Raw genomic sequence first — 21,272 nt, 5'->3', positions numbered from 1 at the left:
CATACGAAATAAGTGTAAAAGTGCGCTAAAAGATAGTGCTTACGATAATTTAAACTAAACTAGAAAGAGTCCATTAGGGCTCTTTTTATTATCACCCTACATTCGTAAGCAATCATGGAGAATGCACTTATGCGCGATATAGAATGGGAACAATCACTTTATCGTCATCAGCACGATATGATTGTTAGACTGGATAAATTTAGAAAGCGAGACAAAAGCCTCACGTTAACAAAAGACGAAAGCATGGCCATAGAACATGCCTTTCAACTGCTTGTTGCCTCCATGTTAGATCTAGCACGCTATGTATTAAAGCACCACTACCAAGTCAGCATTTCTTCTCGTGATGAAGTATTTGCCCAACTGGTCTCACATAATGACGTCACCTTGCAACAGGCGGAACAAATACGTTTTTTAATCGAATTAAGAGATAAAATCCTACACGACTATTTGTCTGAAAATTTTGACATGTTAGAAGACGCCATGAGTTTACGGCGCTATAGTTTGGTTGAAACGCTCACACAAGAATGGCTAGCACAACTGGATAACAACCTAAAAGAAAAGGACTAAGAATAGGAAATAAACGTCAGAAGTTTATATTGCCTCATCAATAAATGCTTTTCTAAACAGACCACGAAACCACTGATGAGCAGGGTCATGCTGAAAACGCTCATGCCATATCATAGAATAATCAAAATCACGACTTTTAAACGGTAGTTGATGCATCGTTAGTCCTGGAATCGTCGCCATAATATCTTGAGCAAACAAACAGGGCACGGTTAACAATAAGTCACTGTCTTTCACCACTCTGGCCGCTGGCACAAAGGTTGGTAGTTGTAACGACACATGACGCTTATGTCCTAACCGCTCCAACTCCCTATCCACTGCAAAATAGGCACGACGTCCTAACACGACTTGCACATGGTTTGCTTGTAAATACCCTTCAAGTGTTAACGCCGTCTTAATATTAGGGTGATTCTCACGGGCCAAACAAACCATGCGGTCACTCTTTAACCGCATGGCACGTACCCCTGTAGGCGGTTCCTTAGAGAGTACCGCCACGGCTAAATCAATATCGACTTGATCCAGCTCTTGAGCAACATCTTCATTCCACGACTTCACATCCAACGTCGCATTGGGAGCGGACTGCTGAAAAACATCCAAAATTTTAGGTAAGACTGTCAAGGAGCCAAAATCGGTTGTCGAAAGAACAAAGCGGCGCTGGCTGGTTTGGGGAATAAAGTTAACTGGCTGCAGCAGTCGCTCTAAACCTGCTAATGTTTCTTTCAGAACGGGTGCCAGCTCTAATGTCTTTGTTGTGGCGGACAGCCCATGGGAAGTCCGAATAAATAACGGATCATCAAACACATCTCGTAATCGCGCTAACGAACGACTGACCGCAGGTTGCGACACATCCAATCTTATCGCCGCCTTAGTTACATTTAATTCTTCAATCAAAACCTGAAAAATATACAAAAGATTTAAATCAACATCTGATAACCTGACTTCCGACAAAAGAATACTCCGCTCACAGATACTCTGCTTATTGTATTGGGCAAAGCCCTATTGTTATTTTTCTAAAATCGCTCTTATATCATCACTAGACAAACCTAGAAGATATAAAATGCCATCTAATCCCAAGGTATTTATCGGACAAGGTGCTTGCTTTCTGACAAGAGGCTTAGCATGTAAAGCAACGCCTAATGCTGCCTTCTTAAGCATTAATAAGTCGTTTGCACCATCGCCACAGGCAATCGTTTGAGACCATCCACATCCCGTCTCTTCTACCAGAGCGTCTAACAAGTCAGCTTTACGCTGCGCATCGACAATAGGCCCCATATGCTTGCCCGTTAACTTGCCATCGACAATCTCTAGAACATTCGCATGAGCCTCATGCATTTGATGCTCGGCTCGCACTCGATCTGCAAAGAACGAAAAACCACCAGATAAAATTGCTGTACGCCACCCAAAGTGGTGCAACACTTTCATCAGAGGACCAATCCCTTCCATATGAACGATGCGTTGATACACGCCATCCATTACATCACAGCTTAATCCTTCTAATAAAGAAAGGCGCTGAACAAAACTCTCAACAAAATCAATCTCACCGCGCATGGCACTTGCCGTAACCGCCGCAACCTGTTCGCCGATGCCCATCTCTATCGCCAACTCATCCATGACTTCTGCTTTGATCAGAGTAGAATCCATATCAAATACAGCGACACCCGCCTGTCTAATATCCAGCGTGGATGATTGGTAAATATGATCAATTTGCGTGTCATCTGACCGCATAAGCAAGGCATTACGAAAGCTTTCTAGACGATCATCCCCTATGGGGTTTGCTAACGTCATTCGCACAACAGATACAGCTTCAGACTCTTGAGTTAGAAAAGTGGCATGACCTTCAACCGCTTGTTCTTTTAGCCATGTAGTAAACTGAGTCAAATAAGTTGCATCAAAGGCACCCATTAACGTGATATTGGCAGACATAACCACTCCTTAAAAAGAATCTGACCACTATAACAAATCAGTTTGCAGAAACTAAGTACTAGACACGATAACAAACGAACATCAATGATTTATTTTTGGCACTGACGGATACATCTATACTGAAAGGAACCTTTTTTTGCATTTTCCTTTACTCAAACAGTAAAGAAAAACAGAGCCTCCAAGTGTATACTTGACTGATTGTTTTATAAGTAAATTTAAAGGGCATCAATGCAGACGCAAATGAAAAGCAACAAAGCCATCGCTTTCCTTCGTAAAAAGCTATCGGCGTCAGCAATTACCATCACAACGTTTATGTCTTTGATGATAATAACGGTGGGGCTTTTTTGGTTTACCATCACCCAAGCCTTAGAAAACTACTTGGATCAACAAATCGATGTATTAGGCAACAGCTTAGCCACTCAAGCCGCTTTTAACGCAACTCAATCGATTTTAACGAATGATTTACTCAGCCTGAATGTCCTGCTCAATCGTCTTGTATTGGACGATAATATTTTAAGTGCTCGTGTTTATAATAAAAAAGATGAGCTATTAGCCGAAGCCAGCAGCGGTAACGCTAAGCAGCCAACGAATGCCGATTTTCGCCCTTCTAAAACACACAGGGTGTATACCTCAAGCATTCGCTTTCAAGATGATGTCGTCGGCCATGTCCTCATCACACTAGACAAAACACCAGCGCAAGAGACTCTTAAACACCTCACCAACTTATTAATCGGCGTCTCGATTTTTATATGCGCCATCGCACTATTGCTTGTGGTTTTAGTCACTCGCTGGCTGTTTTCTCCCATCAATGATGCCACCGACGCCCTATACGCCTTAGCAAAAGGTCATCATGATGCGAAATTACCTAATGCAGCCTTCAAAGAAGCCAGAGCACTGTGTCACGCAATTCATGAAGCGCAAAACCTTGAATGGCCCAAACCTGAACCGATAGATGAACCAATTTCTGACGACATCACAGGGATACCAGCAAAAACACAATTAGAAATCGATTTTGAAACCATTTTAGCAGAGTCAAAACGGCGCAGCTGTGTGCTTTTCATCGATATTCTCAATATTAATGAATGGCACGAAAACATGACACCGCTTCAGGTTGCCAACTTACTTACTCCCATTTACCGTGCGATTTTCCAAACAACCGAACGCTTTCATGGACAAGTCCACCAATATCAAGACGACTCCGTTCTCATCCTGTTTAATGCAGAGGACACAGGCGATCATTTATATATGGAAGCCATTAGTGCCGCTCACGTCATTATCGGTTTAACGGAAGCCCTATTAGAAAACGAATTATACCATGACGCTCCCGCCTTGAACCTCCACCTCGGATTACACAAAGGAACGCCTCATATTACAGAGATGATGAAAAATGACACGTTTGATGCAGATGAAATAGGCGAACTAATGGATGACATCACCAAACTCACTCAATCCACCAGCATTAATAAACTGGTCATCAGTGAACAGGTTTTCACCATGAACGATATACAAAACCGAGTGTTTACCAGTTTGCCAGAGATCATTGACATAGATGAAAATGAAATCTTAATTTATGAAGTAAAAGGTCTGGCTGAGAAATATCAAAAACGTGTCTATCAATATATCAAAGAGATCAACCGGGCTGATGAAAACTTAGCGTTAGATGCAAACAACTAATTCAGGCCTACCCCGTTACAAACGTATAAAAAAAGGTTTTAGCAATACCGATAAGCCACAAAATACGCCTCCCTAGCACTGCTAAAGAGGCGTTTAATACTCTTCTGTCCTGTAGTCCTGAAATAGGTTTACACTAGGACTGTACGTTGCCGCCGACGCAAGCCTGCGGTGGTCGATCCATCAAAACTAAAATCAATATCACCGGACAAACTGGACGTTTGTGCCCACAACTGTTCACATAAAGTTGATAATTTCGTGTCATTTCCTTTCTGAAGCCAGCCCACAACAGCCCGCGCCACATTGGGATAATTTACCTGAACGACCCGACTGCTCTCTAACCAATTCTGAATAATCGATGAACTCAATGTGCTACTGGTGTGTGCAAGTTTTAGATACTCCAAAGCAATAGCATTTGAATGTTGTTCTATTTGACCTTGCAGTGGTTTAGCTAAAATACGACGCCCCAACTGCAATGCCTCTGAGTTCAATTCAAACCCAGCATTGCACAAGACAGATTCACACTCACTTAAATTGTTATGAAACTCAATGCGACTGAAAGGAAAGACTTCTATATTGCCATAGACACCAGGCTCAATGTCTTTACAGTGCATACGAAAATGGTAATTCGGTACCCCTTCCAACCATTCCATGACTTCTTCGCTGTCCTCAAAAGGCAAATAGACTAAGACATGATCATCTTTAGGGTTATTATGTTTGTTATCCATGAGAATCAAAGGCGGCAAAATTGCATGATCAAAATGATGCCAGTGAGCACCAAGCTGAGTGGTCGCAGGAGCAAAATGCATCATAATCCATTGAGCGATACGACTCCCTTTGAATTGCGGAATGTTATGATGAAATGCATATTGGTGACCAAACCCAACACTAGGGGTTCCTTGGCGTTTCGCCGCCCAAGCAACAATGGGCTCAAAATCCGTAATTACCAAATCATAAGAGCGAGTATTAATAGTTCGAATGTCTTTCAGTAACTTCACGACATTGGCTTTTCGACAGGTAGAGACAATGTCCAGTTTGCCATTTCGCGCCACAAAGCTCAAACCCTGAAAGGTTTGATACTCCCCAAAGACGTCCATATCAAAGTAATCTTTTGCGTCTCGTCCTGAAAAAATATAATCCACGTCAATGCCTGCTCGGTGAAACTCAGCTGCCATTGAACGTGCACGAGTAATATGGCCATTGCCAGTCCCTTGAACGCCGTACAAAATTCTCACACCAATACTCCTACCATGATGGCCGCGCAAGCTGTTCCAAGTAATGCTCCCATTACCGTATCCGTTGGAAAGTGAACGCCTAAAAATATCCGAGACAGTCCTACATGACTGGCCCAGACATACAATAAAACACTAAACTCGGGGAAAAATTTGCTTAAACAATAGGCAATAAAAAATGCTCCCGAAGTATGACCTGAAGGAAAAGAAAACTGGTCAGATGGGATAATAAAACTACTAAAATTCTCCAAAGCCTCTGCAGGCCGATTACGCTTAAATCCCCGCTTTAAAAGAAAATACAAACAACGCTCTAATATAAACCCCATCACCAAGATCAAAACCAAGGTATTAAATTCTAACCACCATAGGGATAAAGCTAACAGCGCATACAATGGGCCATCCGCGCTAAAGGAAATAGCACGTCCAATTCGAGTAAATCCAACACGATGTTTACGTGCCATACACCAAGAAAAAGTATGTACATCTACTGCGTGGATATTTTGAAGGATATTCATACGCCACCCCGCTCATTATTTGTCTACCCCTAACATAGAATAGAAAAATGTCAGTTTAGCGGCAGTTATATGACAGCTGTATGAAGTACATACTCACCGTAAAATGATGAGGGTTTCACGGACTAGAAAAAAATGCCTCGCATGATGCGAGGCATTGAAAAAACCATTCACAATAAACAGCCCGTTAACTCATAACCAGCTTGATAACATAATCCCCACTCCCAACGTTTGTGAACTGTGGTTATAATCAAGCAACGAATCACCGTAACCATTAAAGTACTGTATGTAACCTCTCGATTTACCCCAAAGAGGGAAGGTAAAACCTAATTGTACCGACCCCTTATTACCGGATGTGCGAAGATTGTTTCGTAAGGTCATATCAAATGTATAATCGTCAATGGTATGCACCATCGTCAATTCCCCATACCCCAAATATTTTTCAATATCGGGGTTATCATCATCGGCCGCATTTTCAGGAATACGGTACCAAGGCTTGATGGAATAAACGGTATTTTCAGTCTGAAACAAAAAGTTAACGTATATACGGTTCCAAGAACGAGATAAAGCCGTTGATTGCCCATTCGATTGATGAACAATACCGTAGCTTACATAAGTCGGTTTAATACCAAAAAGCCCTTTTTTGGGCTCCGTCATTAGGAACATTTCTGGCTCATAGTTGGTGTCTCTAAAGGGCGCTGAAATGCTACTATTGTAAGCTTGCCAATAAGACAGCTGAGTGTAAGCCACCCATAAACTACTGTTTTTACCAACCACATCGTATAAAACAGGCACTTTAAAGCTAAATTGAAATTTAAATTCAACATCATTTAAATCATCTGAGCTGTTTTTATCCCCTAAAAATGCCCTACTGACAGGGTGAGGGTTATAGTTAAAAGGTAAAAAATAATTGGTTTTATAGGGTGTTAATACAAACGGATTATTGGCCGTTGCTTGCTCTTGTTCCATGCGTTGCTGTATAAGGCCATGGGCCTTTTTAGCACGTTCCGAAATAGGTTCAGGAACTGCTGGTTCTTCCGGCGTCGAATCATCGGAAGTATCAGATTTAGCGTTAACAGACGATTGATCCGTCAGTGCTTTACTCTCTGTTGCCCACAACAAAGAAGGTGAAAATAATATCAGTACTAGCAACCATTTCATGTTTTTGTCCTAGGGTCTCTCAGAGAAAGAGGTCAGTATTACAGTGACAGTACTCATTTTTTTGTATAGGTTTCTTTGTCCATTTCACATATGTCGACAGTGAAGCTCACATTCACCACCTTAAAACCCTGCAAAGCATCAAGAACCAAAGAGGAAAGCATTCTTCTGCTCTCAACCGAACGGCCAGATAGCATCCGAATGGTGACATGTACAAAGGCATCGTCCTTGCCACCCGTCACAAAATTTTTGTACGCAAGCGCCCTTAATTTCAGATCTTCCTCCGCAAAAAGGCCCGAAGTAAGGCAAGCCGACTTTACCACGTCTAGCCAATCAACCGGCGGCACTTCTTGTTCTAAATTTTGACTGTATTCAATAATGCAATGAGGCATACATTAGTCCCTTGTAATGTCCGTAAAAGAGTAGCGTTAGTATACTACGGTCTTATTGCAAGCCATTCAGAAAAGTGAAAACCTTTATTTATTTCATTATTAATAACCTAATGAGGCATTAACACCTTCTGGAATAAAACCATTAGCACGATAATGCCGAATCGCCTTAGCCACTATCTGACTGGCCGAAACAGGATTCGTTGGCGCGGAAATATGCGGCAAAACAGTCACCTTCGGGTGGGACCAAAAACGGTGTGAGGTTGGCAACGGCTCTTGGGCAAAGACATCTAATACGGCATGATCCAAATGTCCATTGTCCAAGTGTTCCAACAAAGCCATCTCATCAACGATAGGACCACGGGCAAAATTAATCAGCATGGCGCCATTGGGTAACAGGGCCAATCTTTCATGATTGAGTAAACCGCGAGTACTATCCGTCAAGGGCAACAAACAAATCAAAATATCGCTGTCCTCTAACAACGCATCTAGACCTTCTTCACCACAATAACACGGCACGCCCTCAAAATTTTTGGCCGTTCTACTCCAACCAGACACATGAAAACCATTATCCACTAAGCGTGTTGCACTGACTTGCCCTAACGCACCCAATCCTAACACCCCGACGCGTCGCTCCTGTGGTGTCACCATTGCCCGTTGATACCATGTTTTTTCACACTGCTGTTGCCTATAAAATGGCATACCACGATGCAGATACATGGTCCACGCTAACACCGCTTCAGACATGGTCTTCGCTAACTCAGGGTCAATCAAACGGACAATGGTAAATGGCATCGTCGTTAATTCATCGACCATACGATCCACACCAGCCCAAACACTATGAACCCACTTTAAATTTGGCAATTGCATGAGTTCTTGCGGGTCTGGGTTGGCTACAATTGCCACGTCACATTGCGACTTTTCCACATCGGACAAAAGACTAAAAGCCACAATGGTTTCTTCAGGAAGTAGAGTCGATAACTGCTTGAGCCAAGCCGCTTGTTCGACTTCGTCTATTCGACCAACAAATGGAATCATCACAGATAGCCTTGTTTACACTTTTTCACTACAGGTTATTTACGATCCCGCCAAGACTCCTTGGCTAACATCAACCGCCTATCCTTCATAAAAGTCCCTTTTAGCGGCTCAGTTGACCTTCCCTGGTACATACACCTATAGGATTTATGAACGGACGGTATTTTCTACTTTTTCCGTTGTTTCTGGGGTTTCAAACCCAACAAGGTTTATAAACTCGGGGCGCACATTGGGCAAAGGGTTTACTTCTGAAAAAAGTAAAGAATGGCTCTGATTTTCGATAATCCGAACATGCTCACGAGTAAGCTCCCTTGGCTCTTTAACGCCACAAGAATGCGCAATCAATCCGATACCATGTAACAGACCATCAGCATAGTTAGCAACCCGCTCTGATTTCTCTTGAGCCTGCAGACCTTTTTGTAAATCAGCATTATGTGTGGTAATCCCGGTTGGGCAAGTATTCTTATTACACTGTAATGCTTGAATACAGCCTAGAGAAAATAAGAAGCCCCGCGCAGAGACAACAAAATCCGCTCCTGCACTTAAAGCCCATGCGGCTTTCCCAGGAACCACTAATTTGCCGGAGGAAATAATTTTGATGTATTTTCGAAGCCCATACGCTGTCACTATGTCCACCACTTTCGGTAAACTTTCACGCAACTGCATCCCCACGTAGTCCATCAATGGCTGAGGCGCAGCCCCCGTTCCACCGTCAGAGCTGTCTATGGTGATAAAGTCAGGGCAGTAAGGTAAGCCTTTTTTATGCACTAAGTCACACAACTTCTCGAAAAAATGAAGATCCCCTACCACCATTTTAAAACCAACGGGCTTACCCGTTAAAGAACGAACGTGATGAATCATTTCTAATAGGTCTTCAATGCTCTTAATATTCTTATGACCATTAGGACTGATGGAATCACGCCCTTTAGGAATCCCTCGAATATAGGCAATCTCTTCGGTCACTTTGGCCCCTGGCAACATTCCTCCTTTACCAGGTTTCGCCCCCTGCGACATCTTTATCTCTATCATGCGTACTTGTTCATGAGCCGCAACCTTCGTCAATTTATCATCGTCTAAATTGCCTTGCTCATCACGAACACCGTATTTTGCCGTCCCTATTTGAAAGACTAAGTCACATCCACCTTCTAAATGATAAGGAGATAATCCACCCTCACCAGTATTCATCCAAATACCAGCTTTGCGAGCCCCCTTCGATAAAGCCTGTACAGCCGGTTTCGACAAGGCGCCGAAGCTCATACCGGAAATATTCACAACAGAACTGGTGCGATAGGGTTTTTTGGCTGTAAATTCACCGATACAAATTTCTTTTGGCAGAGCGGCATCTTCGTCCAATGTCGGAAAAGCGCAGTTGACAAAGAAGATATCACCGGGCGTATCTAAAGAACGAGTCGAGCCAAATGCAATGGTTGTATCGACTTTTTTCGCCGCACGATAGGCCCAAGAGCGTTCCGCACGGTCAAATGGTCGTTCTTCCCGATCCATCGCGAAAAAGTATTGCCGAAAAAATTCACCTAAATGTTCGAGGAGATAACGGAAGCGCCCCACAACAGGGTAATTTCGCCTTATGGTGTGTAAAGTTTGATGAGTGTCCACCCAATACATAACACCAATCGCGATCACAAGAATAAGTAATCCAAAAAGAAACAGGATGGCTCCCCAGTGTATTGTATCAGTAGCAAGTGACGACAACATATTCATCGATAATGACCTCTAATAGAGAAAAATGTCTTTAACCTACGCAAAGACGATAAACAGAACTCAAAGCCCCTATTCACAGCCATCAAATAAGAGCTATCGTTTTTATTATTGAATGAACTCTTTAACAACGCTCACTTCAATGCTAAGAGTAAGGGATTCAGTCTATTAATTCATCTTCAAACCATGCACGCATTCGTTAACAAATTGTGAAGAAGAGACGGGACGGCTAAATAAATATCCCTGATAGAAGTAGCAGCCTATTTCCTGTAGCCGTTCAAACTGCGCCACACTCTCAACCCCTTCCGCTAATACACTCACATTAAAAGCTTTCGATAACGCAATAATAGAGAAAACAATGGCTTCGTTCCCCTTATCACTTAGCAGATCTCTCACAAAAGACTGATCTATTTTTAACCGATTAATTGGCAATATTTTTAAATATTTCAATGATGAATAGCCTGTCCCAAAATCATCAACAGACAAGTGAACCCCCATTTCACGAATCAGGTTCATTTTTTCTAAGGAGGACTCAAGATCGGTCAGTAACATGTTCTCAGTGATCTCTAAGTCCACACAACTGGTCGGTAATTGATACTTGTCTATTTTCTCCTTGAGCATCGCTAAAAAACCATATTGCTGAAATTGCACGGGGCTCACATTGATCGAAATACGCCAGCTAGGGAACCAGACCCCTTCTTCTAACCACTTTGCCACTTGAGAAAAAGCGGTATCCATTACCCATGAACCGATATCAACAATCAATCCCAGTTCCTCAGCCAATGGGATAAAATCATTAGGGGAAATAAAGCCCTGCTCGCCATCGTTCCAGCGAATTAACGCTTCTGCTCCTATTAACTCCCCAAGATTATTCACCTGTGGCTGATAATACAACTCAAATAAACCGAGTTCGATCGCTCTATGTAAAGACTTTTCCTTTTCCAATCGAAGATCTGAAATGGCTTGCATGGTATTTTCATAGATAACATAAGTATTGCGTCCAGACTCCTTCGCTCGATAAAGCGCGGTATCAGCCTGCTTAACGATGGTTTCTACTTGCCAATTTTCACCTGAAAACAATACCACCCCAATACTGGCAGAAATATGCATAGAGTGCTGGTCAATCTCCTGAGACGTTGCACAGAGAACTAATACCTTTTGAGCAAAGGCTTTAATAAACGCCTCGACTTCCGTCTGCTTATCCATCTCCATTACAAAAAAAGCAAACTCGTCCCCTCCCATGCGCGCCAAAACAATCGAGTCTCGCTCCAGTAAAGACAACTCCTCAGCCACACGTATCAAGAGCTTATCACCTACGTTATGACCAAGCGCGTCATTGATGGTACTAAATCGGTCAAGGTCGATCAGTATCAGTGCACCAAATTGGCCTTCTTGGATGTCGTGATTGAGGTAATCATCAATTTTATCCATAAGAAGCTGTCGGTTCGGTAACTTGGTCAGAGGGTCGTAATAGGCTAACTGATGAATATGTTCTTGCGCTTCGATACGTTCTGTCACGTCTCGGACCAGTAAAAGAATTTCTACTTTTCCTTGCAAGTCAAACTGCGCTAAATGGATTTCAACTGGAATGTCCTTATCCGCTCCCTTGAAAAGAGTTTCCAGCGTAAGGGGCATATCGGGGGGCATTGTATCAATATGGCGCTTAATGGTATTGAAGGTCTCATCATCTAACACCTTCTGTGCAGATTGACTCAGCGTTGACTTTGCCTGTTCACCCAACATCATTCGTGCCGCTGCATTCAAATACACTACTTTAAAATCTTGGTCTAGCAATAATATGCCATCCGCTGCATGTTCTATCACCGCGATGGAATGTGTATAACTTCGCTCTAGTTCATCTTTTGTTTTCTTAAGCTTTTGCCACAGTCGTGCAAAGCTGACATATAAACGTCCAAATTCATCAAGGCGATGACGGCGAGATAAAATATCGGGAAACGGCCGATCTAAGTCTTCTTCAATAGAAGCAAATACTTGTGTTAAACGCTCTAAAGGATGAGTAATTAAAAAATAAAAAAATACCGAAATGATAAAAGCAAACAACAAATCTTTGACCAAGTTATACATCAGGATCGAAGCATGTTTAATTAAAAAATTTTCTGCTAGCACCTGCTTTTCGGGCCAGATAATTAACTGGCCCGCTTTAAAATAAGGTTTTCGTAGAATAAGACTGCGGTGATAAGAAGACAGATCGGGGAGCAAGAAATCAGCGGTGGATTGAGAGAGGAAAAAGTGTGTCTGCGTTGACTGACCAGAAACAAACACCTTACCCGACTCATCCTTTACCTCGACACGAGCGACACTAGGATTCAGTAACAAACTGTCTATTTGCTGCTTGATAAATGTTTTGTCTAATCGAAAAGTGGCTTCAGCAATTGGTTTTTCAACAATCGTTAAAATATCACCAAAAAAGCGATTGATATTCTGTTTTTCTGTGGAAATTCCCTCTAATACCTGAACAAAACTACTCAGCAAACTCAATACAACCGCTAAAGTGAGCGTCAACACCGCCTGTTTTATAAACAAAGACCTAGACAGTCGTCCCATTCGCTTCCTTCCGCAAAAGATATGATTAGTGTATTACTCTACCTATATTGCCCATCCTTGAGCAAAACATAAATACATTTTATAGATAATTCAATGGGCAATTGCAGAGACAAGAGGACTTGTTCACATCTTCCCTAGTAATAAGATTAACACACCAAAACACTCTTAGTAGCTAGATTTTACATAATGGAACGCTTTTGTTAGGCTATCTGGTCATTGTATTAAATCCATTAGCCTGATGTAATCTAATCAAGCTGGCACCTGCTAAAACAACTATCCCCAATACAATCAGGGAACCAATGATTACTCCTTGCCACTGGTCTGTTCGCCAAAAAGGATCAAGATAGTATCCCCCCATGCTGCCACCTAAATAGTAGCCAACCAAATATAAAGAAGACGCACTGGCTTTAGCATACTTAGCATTGCGACTCACAAAACTACTCGCCGTAGAATGGCATAAGAAAAAACCAAAACAGTTTATTGCTAAACCACAAAGGATGATTTCCAAACGCGCACTCAACGTGATTACCGAGCCCAGCATAAAAATCAATGTCCCAATCACCATAATATAGGGCTGTGCTAGCCGTTGGGCTAATCGACCAGAAACGGCCGACCCGACGGTACCAGCAAGATAGGTTAAAAATAATAAACCAATGTATTGGGAAGACAGCTGGTACGGCTTGCTTTCTAGACGAAAGGTAATATAGCTGTACTGATTAATGAAAACAAAGAAACTCAAGCCACCAATAACGTAAGCAGTCACCAGACGACGATTGGATAAATGCCCTAGCATATTAGAAACAATTGTTGACCATTTCAAAGGCTTCGATTCGAACTGTTTTGAGGCGGGTAATAACACAATAAATGCTATTAAAAAAACCAAACTGATGCCAGACATGGCCGCAAAGGCAGCGGACCGCCCCATCCATTCGCCAACAAAACCACCAATTAAGCGACCACCAATCCCTCCTAGCGTATTACCGCCAATATATAACCCAACCGCAACCATCAGTGCCTCAGGACGGTATTCATCCCCTAAATAAGCCACCGCTATAGCGGGCAACCCTGCCAAAAAAAAGCCCTGCAAACCTCGCAATAATAAAAGTGTTTCAAAACTATGCACCACAGATAAGGCATAGGTGGTGCAAGTTACCCCCAGCAATGTCATCACCATCAGCCTTTTTCGCCCAAAGGCATCAGAAATAGGACCGTAAAATAGTAAAGATATCCCTAAAGTCAGCGTGGTAATCGTAAAGCTAGCAGAGGCCTGCAACGCACTCACGTGAAACTCATTAGCAATCATGGGTAACAAAGGCTGAGTCACATAGACATTCGCAAACACCATAAATGATCCGATCACCAAAGCAATCGTACCACGCCAAAAAGTACGACTTCCCGTTTCTACCATACTACCCCCTTATCAATACCTTCAACTATTGATCTGCACTATACGCCTTCAGCATTTATCAATAAAATATATGTTTCTTATTCAATACATAAAGGTTGTTGATGGATATTAAACCGCTACGCTATTTTCTCGCCATTGCACAAAATGCCAGCTTCACCAAAGCCGCTGAACAACTCAATGTGGCGCAGCCCGCCGTCAGCATGGCAATGAAAAAGCTAGAACAGGAATTAGGACTAACACTGATTCATCGCAAAGAGCGAACCATTACGCTAACTGATGAAGGGCAACGCTTGGCTTACCATGCCGAAAAAATTCTGCAAGCGACCGATGACGCTCTATTGGAAATGTCCGAACTCAAGGGATTGAGCAAAGGTGAAGTACGTATTGGCATTCCCAGTATGCTTGGCTCTTATTACTTCCCTCCTATATTGATGGCTTTCCGTCATCAACACCCCAATCTCTCACTCACCGTTGTCGAAGGCGGCACATGGCAATTACAAAAAATGCTGGAAAATGGCGAATTGGATTTAAGTGTCATTGTTGCAGAAAACCTACCGGATAACTTCAACACCCATCAGTTACTAAAAGAAGAGATGCTGGTTGCTGTCGCCAAAGACCATCCCTTTAGCCAACGGCAGAGCGTTACCGCCGAGGAGTTTTTCGATCAGGAGTTAGTCATGTTCAAGGAGGGATACTTCCATCGCAGAATCGTCAATCGGCTCGCCCAAGAAACCAACAAGAAGCCCAAAATAGGCTTTGAAACCAACTTAATTCCCTTGATTAAATCCATCACTCGACAAGGCTTTGGTATATCAACACTGCTTAGCATGGTGATTGAACCAAAAGACGATCTGATTACTCGCCCCTTTGATCCACCTATTTGGTTAAACTTGGAAATAGCTTGGCGCAAAGACGGTTATCTATCCCAAGCTAACCGCGCCTTTTTGGATTTTCTCAGCCACCAAGCGGATAACGAACAAAACAGAGACGCCCACACCTCTAGTTTCTATACTCCTAAATAATCACTAAAAACGCCCAGCAAGCTGAGCGTTTTTACAGTGCTACAATACTACCGCTAACACACTATCCTTGGTACAAACGTCGCTCGACCAAAGAAGAGCTTTTTAGACTTCCCATACCTTTAGCGCCCCACAAGATCGCTAAATCCAACAAAGGCTCAACTAAAACCACACTCATATAAGCAAAACCAAAACTAGCAACAGAAGACAGATTAGCAGCAGAAAAGCCTTGCCCATAGAAAGCCCAAAAGGCGACCCAAAGCACAATACCGCCTTGATAAGTAACCGACAACTTCAACGCTTGGGCATAATCTAAATCCACATAAGCGGTTTTTTCTGGAATAACACGACGTGCAATGACCACCATAATAAATAAAGGCGCCAATAAGGTAGTGACATTCATACCATATTGCGGCAAATCAAATGGAGCAAATAAAATACCCTGTATTAACAGCCCCATAAATAAGCCAATCGACGCCGCGGCAGGACCAAAGATTAAAAATAAGGTTGAGCCCAGAATTAAATGTACTTCCGAGACACCGACCGCATGATGAGGCAAAACTTCAAAAAAAACGAAGACCAAAAAACTTGTCATGACACTACGAGCTAATAAATTAATCACACCATGTTCTTTAATCGCATTAATAGAATATTTTGCAGACCAACCTAACACCCCTAACGCTGTCGCATAACTCAATACTATTTTGGCTCCAGTGACAACACCTGGTTCAATATGCATAACCCTTCTCCCTAAAACACCAAACACTCACCCGTGAATGACATTTCACATCCTAATAATAGAAAGAGGTATTTACACCTCTACCACCATAAAGGCCGGTCTCCGGACTCATAAGATCCCCCCTAATCCTTCCCATTTTCACAGTGGATTAGAGCCGATATTCCATCACTTATTTACCGTTGCGGGGGCAGTACAGGGGTTGTTTCTTCCTAAAAACGCACCTATTTCCCGTTTCACCAGTAAGCTGGCACCTTTATGAGAGGAATCGTACGTAAGAAACGAATAGTAGGCAATCAAAAACAAATCGTTAAAAGAAGAGAAATAGTCATACTGTGAAGCCTTTTAACTATCCCTTATTACAATGCGTTATCTCGTCCCTGATAATGATGTCCGCTCATTCATTCGCGCTTCGATTTTTTTCAATAAAGACGTTCGATGGAAAATAGCACCACCCACACAACCAATAGCACTTCCGATACAAATATCAATTAAGCGATACTCAACCAATAAACTCGCCGGAATATGATGGCTCGTTACTTCTGCCATAATCACCGTCAACGGCGTAATAAAAATCACGGCGAATCCGTAATGCTTTACGATTAAAAACTCGGTAATAAATTGAAATATAAAAACACATATCGCCAACACCCAAAAATTCGGCTCAACGATAAAGACGCACCACACAACCCCCATACCAATCGTCGTGCCAGCAATACGATGAATATTACGATGCCAAACCATGCGAAATGTTGCCCCTTGTAATATAGCGGCACAAGAGATAGGCACCCAGTAAGGATTATTTAAAGACAAAGACACTGCAAATGCGTAAGAACCGCCAATCAATAAGGCCATCAAAGCAGCTTCTAAAATAATCGCATTTACCCGCGAATCGGTTTCTACTTGCGTAACCGCTAATCGATTCGCCCCAATGGCCAGACTGTAAAAAAACGCCAACATGCACGACAACATGCCCCCCAATGCCACCATACCAACATGGGTAGGCAAACGGTGTAAATCAAATGGTAGCGTAATCGCCACACAACTAATTAACACAAAAAAGAAACTACCAGGGGGAGGAAGTCGATAATAACGGGTAATCAGTACCGCTAAAAAGACCAAACAAACCAAAGCCATCGAGGCAACATAAGGGTTGAAACTGGTAATGGAACCCAACGTAAAACAGACCATAAAACCAAACGAGCATAATGTAATGGTCAACATACGATGTGCCGTTCTAGTGGGCGGCATATATAAAATTACCATCGCGCCCATACTGGCCAAGATAGCCGTCGCGAAATCATTACTTGCTGCACCAACAAAAGCGGGAATGGCAACGCATAAAGCTGCAACCAAAGGCAAATGCCACGGTCGACTTCCTTCATTCCACACCAACAACGCTTTAAGATGCAAAAAGACACGTTTTTTCAAAAGTGATGGCCTCTATATTCCTATATAAAAATCATCGAACCGTTATAGCCGACTATAACTTGGTTAAGATAATAGTTGTAACCTTTCTTTATACTAACATGGTTTCCTTACCTTGCTTTATCGAGGATCGGAACCATTTATTTAAAGATACGCTGAGCCCACACCGTTAATCCCGCCGCGACACTGCCAAAGTGATCACCATCTAAGACCGGAACATTCCCGATTCTGTCCTGAATAGCACTACGAATAATCGGAGATTTTGCCGACCCACCCGTCATATAAATAACGTCTGGTTTCACTCCAGCTTGTTGGATGGCTTCAGTCATTAAAAGCAACATTTTTTCAAGAGGAGGTTGGATAGACAGCGCAAATTGCTCACGTGTCATCAGCGTGTTTAGACCTGTTTCTATATAATCCAATTCCACTCGGTGTTCTAACGCATCGGATAATACAATTTTGGCTTCCTCAGCGTTTCTCACCAAATGGTAGTTATGTTTTTCTTCTCGTAAATGTATAAACCGCTCAATCAAAGTGGGCTCAGTTGCATCCAGACGCAACTGTTCCATTTGTAACTTGGTTTCTAGACTATTAAATGTGGCCAATGCGGACACATCATTTGTCGTAATGGCATTCCAATACAATTGAGTCGGCATGGGCAACCCGGTTTTCAACGTCGATTCCATCCCAAACAGGGGCATTAACTGCTTTCCTGCAATACGAATATCTAAATCATTCCCCCCGACGCGCTCCCCCGTATGAGCAAGGAAATCGGCAGATCGATCAGATTTGACGGCATAATCAGGGCCCATACGAACCATGGCGCAGTCGGTTGTCCCACCGCCAATATCAACCACCAAAACCGTTTTGTTTTCTGTCATACTCGCTTCAAAGTCTAACCCAGCCGCAATCGGCTCATATAGGAATTCAATCTCTTTAAAGCCAGCACGTTTTCCTGCTACCGTCAGAATATCCAAAGCTTGGCGATTACTTGCTTCAGCATCAATCCCTTGAAAATTTACCGGGCGTCCAATAACAGTATGAGTCAGTTCTTTTCCCAGATTGTGCTCTGAGCGACGCTTAATATTCTGCATCATTGCTGTGACGACGTCCTCAAAAAAGCTAATATGCTGCTCACGAAGCCCTGTTCCGCCCAAAAAAGATTTAGGAGACTTAACGAAATACCCCTCATCTGGCCACTGAAAATATTCAGCAAAGGCTGCACGCCCAAAAAACAAAGTTTGCTCATCGTCGTCTAAATCTTCTTCACGACGGACACGCTGAGCCCGAGTCAAAATATTACGACGTAATGTAACAAAGTCTTGACGTTCCTGTTCAGAGCCAATATGACGCGCTACAAACTCCGTAATCAGATCCCGATCCAATGCATAAAGCGTCGAGGGTAAAAAAGTATTGGTGCCTTCAAGCGGCACTAATTGCACGCTTGCCTCGTGCTCGATACCAATGGCACAATTTGATGTACCGTAATCAAACCCACAAATCATGACTCACCTAGAAATCAACAATAACAAACAAATAAAAGGGAGCGGAAGATAACATATAACGCTAAAAACCGTCAGCTAATAAAGCAAAAACATCGATTTCGAGTAACAAAAGGCAAAAGGTTTAGAAATTTTAGAAATTTTAGAAAATGGTCGATTTTGATTAGAATGCGGGCCTAATGCTATGTTCAAAATACGGCATTAAGGTCTATCATTAACTCTGTATAGGCTTGCAAAGCAACCACATACAGAAAAAAGGCACTCAAATAATAAAAAAAGCATTGTTTAAGGATTAAGAAAGGCTGAGCAGGGACTCTCAGTTCTTAGTGACACTTTTATGGAGACATCATCGAAAGATGGGACTCCTGCGTGTTTCTAGACTAACGCTGTTTCTACAATTGAATAGCGTCGTCTCTCTTAAGATACCCACACACTGGTATGGGTATTCATAAGTGCTTATTGAGTCACTATCAATTAGTTTATTAATGGAGTCATCATGAAGCTTTCTCTTCAGACTAAAATTGCATTGCAGTCAATTATAGTTGCTATCGTCGTCACTCTCGGTGTCGGGATACTCTCCTATTACGAATTTCAGTCAGCGAGTCAGAATAAAGTTCGCAAAGAAGCCGCACTACAAGCCGATGCCATTTCCACTTATATAGACAGCTGGTCTACAGATAGAGCTAACGCTCTAAAAGCCATGCGCAACAAGGTGGAAGCCCTACTAAAAGCCCATCCACAGGCGGAGAACGACAATAAAGCCATTTTAGATATTCTACAGCAAGCTCAAACCAGCTTAAATTTTGGTATGACTTTCTTAGGACTAGAAGACGGGGAAATGTTTCGTCATGACCCATCTTTAAACAGCGCAGGCTACGATCCACGAGTTCGCGACTGGTATAAGGAGGCGAAAAGCAAACAAACAGCCTATGTGACAGCCCCCTATATTTCAGCATCCACCAAAAAACTGTCTATGACATTTGTTGAACCCGTCATTGTTGACGGAGAATTTAAAGGTGCACTTGGTGGCCTTGTATTCCTGAATGATGTCATGGACAGTATACTCGCCCTAGATGTTCAGGGAGACGGTTACAGTACGCTATTTGATGCAAACGGAAAAATCATTGCTGCCCCTGATCAATCCTTGATTTTAAAGAATGCAACCGATATATCACCCGCCTTGGATAGTAACTTCTTTAACAGTATCAACCAAGGCCCTCAGTTTAAAGCATTCTCCCTCAATGGGAAGCCAATGCTTATGTACGCCAGTAAAATCAAAGGAAGCCCTTGGGTGTTGGGCATGATCATGCATGAAAACGTATTGAATGCACCCATTAAAAGCCTCGGCTATAAAACGATCATTATTTCGTTAATTATCATCTTGATCGCCGCCCTCGTCGTGACACAAGTGACTCGTTTATTGTTGAAAGATTTACGCCGAGTATCCGACAGTATGGGGCAAATAGCGAATGGTGATGGGGACTTGACACAGCGCCTAACCGCCAGCTCTAAGGATGAAATTGCCGTATTGGTCGATAACTTTAACCAGTTTGTCGAACTATTGCATAGTACCATCTCGCATTTAAAAAACATTGGTCAACAACTCGCACTACAAGCCAATCAAGCCCATGAGTCCTCTAGCAACAGTGCGCTTAAACTTGAAGAGCAACAGCACAACATTGCAATGGTCGCGACTGCGGTTCATCAAATGGCTCAAGCCACTCAAGAAATTGCCAATAATGCGACCGACACAGCACATAACGCGGATGAAACGGTCAATGCCAGCCGCCTAGGACAAGATCAAGTCATCAAGAGCCAAAACAGCATCCTAGCGCTCGCCACAGAAATCCAAGAAGTGGCCGAGGTCATTAACAATGTCAGTGATAATGCCAATGGCATTAGCTCGATCCTAACGACCATTTCAGGCATTGCAGAGCAGACCAACTTGCTAGCACTAAATGCTGCCATTGAAGCGGCTCGAGCTGGCGAACAAGGTCGGGGGTTTGCCGTCGTCGCCGATGAAGTGCGCGAACTCTCTCAACGCACCTACAGTTCTATTGAAGAAATCCAAAGAATGATCGAATCATTGCAAAGTACCACACAAAATGCGGTTAGCAAAATTCAGAAAAGCCATGGACAAGCCGAAGGCAGCGTCAATGATGTGAATGAGGCCAAGCAAAGCTTAGACAGTATTCAACAATCCATCAATTTGATTAATGATCGTGCAGCCCAAATCGCCACCGCCACGGAAGAACAAACGAGTGTTACGTCTGAAATTAACCAAAACACTAACGATATTCAGCAGGGTTCAGTTGAGCTGGTTGAGTTATCAACACAAAGTGCGAAACGAGCCGAAGAGCTCAAAGCCTTAGCGGACGATCTCACGAAAAACATTAATAGGTTCCGTACCTAAA

General features: G+C 42.7%; 17 protein-coding genes and 1 riboswitch. Of the genes, 4 read left to right on the top strand and 13 right to left on the bottom strand.

All coding sequences use genetic code 11. From position 1 onward, the window contains the following. Positions 1-129 precede the first annotated feature (129 nt). The gene (locus tag AC0VYI_RS06810; RefSeq protein ID WP_199477363.1) at positions 130-567 is read left to right on the top strand and encodes a HepT-like ribonuclease domain-containing protein; all 438 of its coding nucleotides are present in this window, start codon (positions 130-132) and stop codon (positions 565-567) included. 24 nt (positions 568-591) lie between these two features. Here the strand turns inward: AC0VYI_RS06810 and AC0VYI_RS06805 are convergent, their stop codons facing one another. Together AC0VYI_RS06805 and serB are read right to left on the bottom strand one after the other, a co-directional pair. After that, positions 592-1,512: a LysR family transcriptional regulator gene (locus tag AC0VYI_RS06805; RefSeq protein ID WP_199477362.1), complete on the bottom strand. Its 921-nt coding sequence runs from the start codon at positions 1,510-1,512 to the stop codon at positions 592-594. A gap of 54 nt (positions 1,513-1,566) precedes the next feature. Then, positions 1,567-2,487: a phosphoserine phosphatase SerB gene (gene serB / locus AC0VYI_RS06800; RefSeq protein ID WP_199477361.1), complete on the bottom strand. Its 921-nt coding sequence runs from the start codon at positions 2,485-2,487 to the stop codon at positions 1,567-1,569. 228 nt (positions 2,488-2,715) lie between these two features. Between serB and AC0VYI_RS06795 the strand changes: the two genes are divergently transcribed. Beyond that, positions 2,716-4,161 carry an AhpA/YtjB family protein gene (locus AC0VYI_RS06795; protein WP_475448185.1) on the top strand — a complete coding sequence of 482 codons (1,446 nt, stop codon included), beginning with the start codon at positions 2,716-2,718 and terminating at the stop codon, positions 4,159-4,161. Between the two features lie 128 nt (positions 4,162-4,289). Here AC0VYI_RS06795 and AC0VYI_RS06790 read toward each other — a convergent pair whose 3' ends face one another. The 8 genes from AC0VYI_RS06790 to AC0VYI_RS06755 all read right to left on the bottom strand — a co-directional run bounded on the left by AC0VYI_RS06790 (position 4,290) and on the right by AC0VYI_RS06755 (position 14,173). Further along, positions 4,290-5,393 carry an MJ1255/VC2487 family glycosyltransferase gene (locus AC0VYI_RS06790; RefSeq protein ID WP_199477359.1) on the bottom strand — a complete coding sequence of 368 codons (1,104 nt, stop codon included), beginning with the start codon at positions 5,391-5,393 and terminating at the stop codon, positions 4,290-4,292. Continuing rightward, positions 5,390-5,905: a phosphatase PAP2 family protein gene (locus AC0VYI_RS06785; RefSeq protein WP_199477358.1), complete on the bottom strand. Its 516-nt coding sequence runs from the start codon at positions 5,903-5,905 to the stop codon at positions 5,390-5,392. The genes AC0VYI_RS06790 and AC0VYI_RS06785 overlap by 4 nt, the downstream gene beginning before the upstream one ends. 189 nt (positions 5,906-6,094) lie before the next feature. Then, entirely contained in the window at positions 6,095-7,063 is a 969-nt protein-coding gene (locus tag AC0VYI_RS06780; protein WP_199477357.1) for a phospholipase A, read from the bottom strand. Between the two features lie 53 nt (positions 7,064-7,116). Next, positions 7,117-7,452, bottom strand: a complete 336-nt coding sequence (locus AC0VYI_RS06775) for a 5-carboxymethyl-2-hydroxymuconate Delta-isomerase (protein ID WP_475448182.1) — start codon at positions 7,450-7,452, stop codon at positions 7,117-7,119. A gap of 99 nt (positions 7,453-7,551) precedes the next feature. After that, positions 7,552-8,487, bottom strand: coding sequence for a 2-hydroxyacid dehydrogenase (locus AC0VYI_RS06770; RefSeq protein WP_475448180.1), 936 nt, complete (start codon positions 8,485-8,487; stop codon positions 7,552-7,554). Positions 8,488-8,631: 144 nt separating this feature from the next. Further along, a complete protein-coding gene (locus AC0VYI_RS06765; protein ID WP_475448178.1) occupies positions 8,632-10,203 on the bottom strand; it encodes an FMN-binding glutamate synthase family protein in 1,572 nt (523 codons plus the stop codon). 165 nt (positions 10,204-10,368) lie between these two features. Beyond that, positions 10,369-12,765 (bottom strand): putative bifunctional diguanylate cyclase/phosphodiesterase, encoded by a 2,397-nt coding sequence (locus AC0VYI_RS06760; protein WP_475448176.1) that lies wholly within the window; start codon positions 12,763-12,765, stop codon positions 10,369-10,371. Between the two features lie 205 nt (positions 12,766-12,970). Then, the gene (locus AC0VYI_RS06755) at positions 12,971-14,173 is read right to left on the bottom strand and encodes an MFS transporter (protein WP_475448174.1); all 1,203 of its coding nucleotides are present in this window, start codon (positions 14,171-14,173) and stop codon (positions 12,971-12,973) included. Positions 14,174-14,274: 101 nt separating this feature from the next. On the opposite strand from AC0VYI_RS06755, the gene AC0VYI_RS06750 reads away from it, so the two are divergent. Continuing rightward, on the top strand, positions 14,275-15,195 hold the full coding sequence (locus AC0VYI_RS06750) for a LysR family transcriptional regulator (RefSeq protein WP_475448171.1): 921 nt from the start codon (positions 14,275-14,277) through the stop codon (positions 15,193-15,195). A 61-nt stretch (positions 15,196-15,256) separates the two neighbouring features. Here the strand turns inward: AC0VYI_RS06750 and AC0VYI_RS06745 are convergent, their stop codons facing one another. The 3 genes from AC0VYI_RS06745 to yegD form a co-directional block, all read right to left on the bottom strand. Next, positions 15,257-15,931: an energy-coupling factor ABC transporter permease gene (locus AC0VYI_RS06745; protein WP_475448169.1), complete on the bottom strand. Its 675-nt coding sequence runs from the start codon at positions 15,929-15,931 to the stop codon at positions 15,257-15,259. 76 nt (positions 15,932-16,007) lie between these two features. Next, positions 16,008-16,201, bottom strand: a riboswitch (cobalamin riboswitch). 96 nt (positions 16,202-16,297) lie between these two features. Beyond that, a complete protein-coding gene (locus tag AC0VYI_RS06740) occupies positions 16,298-17,359 on the bottom strand; it encodes an FUSC family protein (RefSeq protein WP_475448167.1) in 1,062 nt (353 codons plus the stop codon). Positions 17,360-17,496: 137 nt separating this feature from the next. Then, positions 17,497-18,861 carry a molecular chaperone gene (yegD, locus tag AC0VYI_RS06735; protein ID WP_475448165.1) on the bottom strand — a complete coding sequence of 455 codons (1,365 nt, stop codon included), beginning with the start codon at positions 18,859-18,861 and terminating at the stop codon, positions 17,497-17,499. Between the two features lie 493 nt (positions 18,862-19,354). Between yegD and AC0VYI_RS06730 the strand changes: the two genes are divergently transcribed. Then, positions 19,355-21,271, top strand: a complete 1,917-nt coding sequence (locus AC0VYI_RS06730; RefSeq protein WP_475448163.1) for a methyl-accepting chemotaxis protein — start codon at positions 19,355-19,357, stop codon at positions 21,269-21,271. The last annotated feature ends 1 nt before the right edge of the window (position 21,272 follow it).

It is taken from the genome of Marinomonas sp. 63XJN7_9_ISO-PGPR-S23-217 (assembly GCF_056173515.1).
This window is presented reverse-complemented; position numbering and strand designations above follow the sequence as displayed.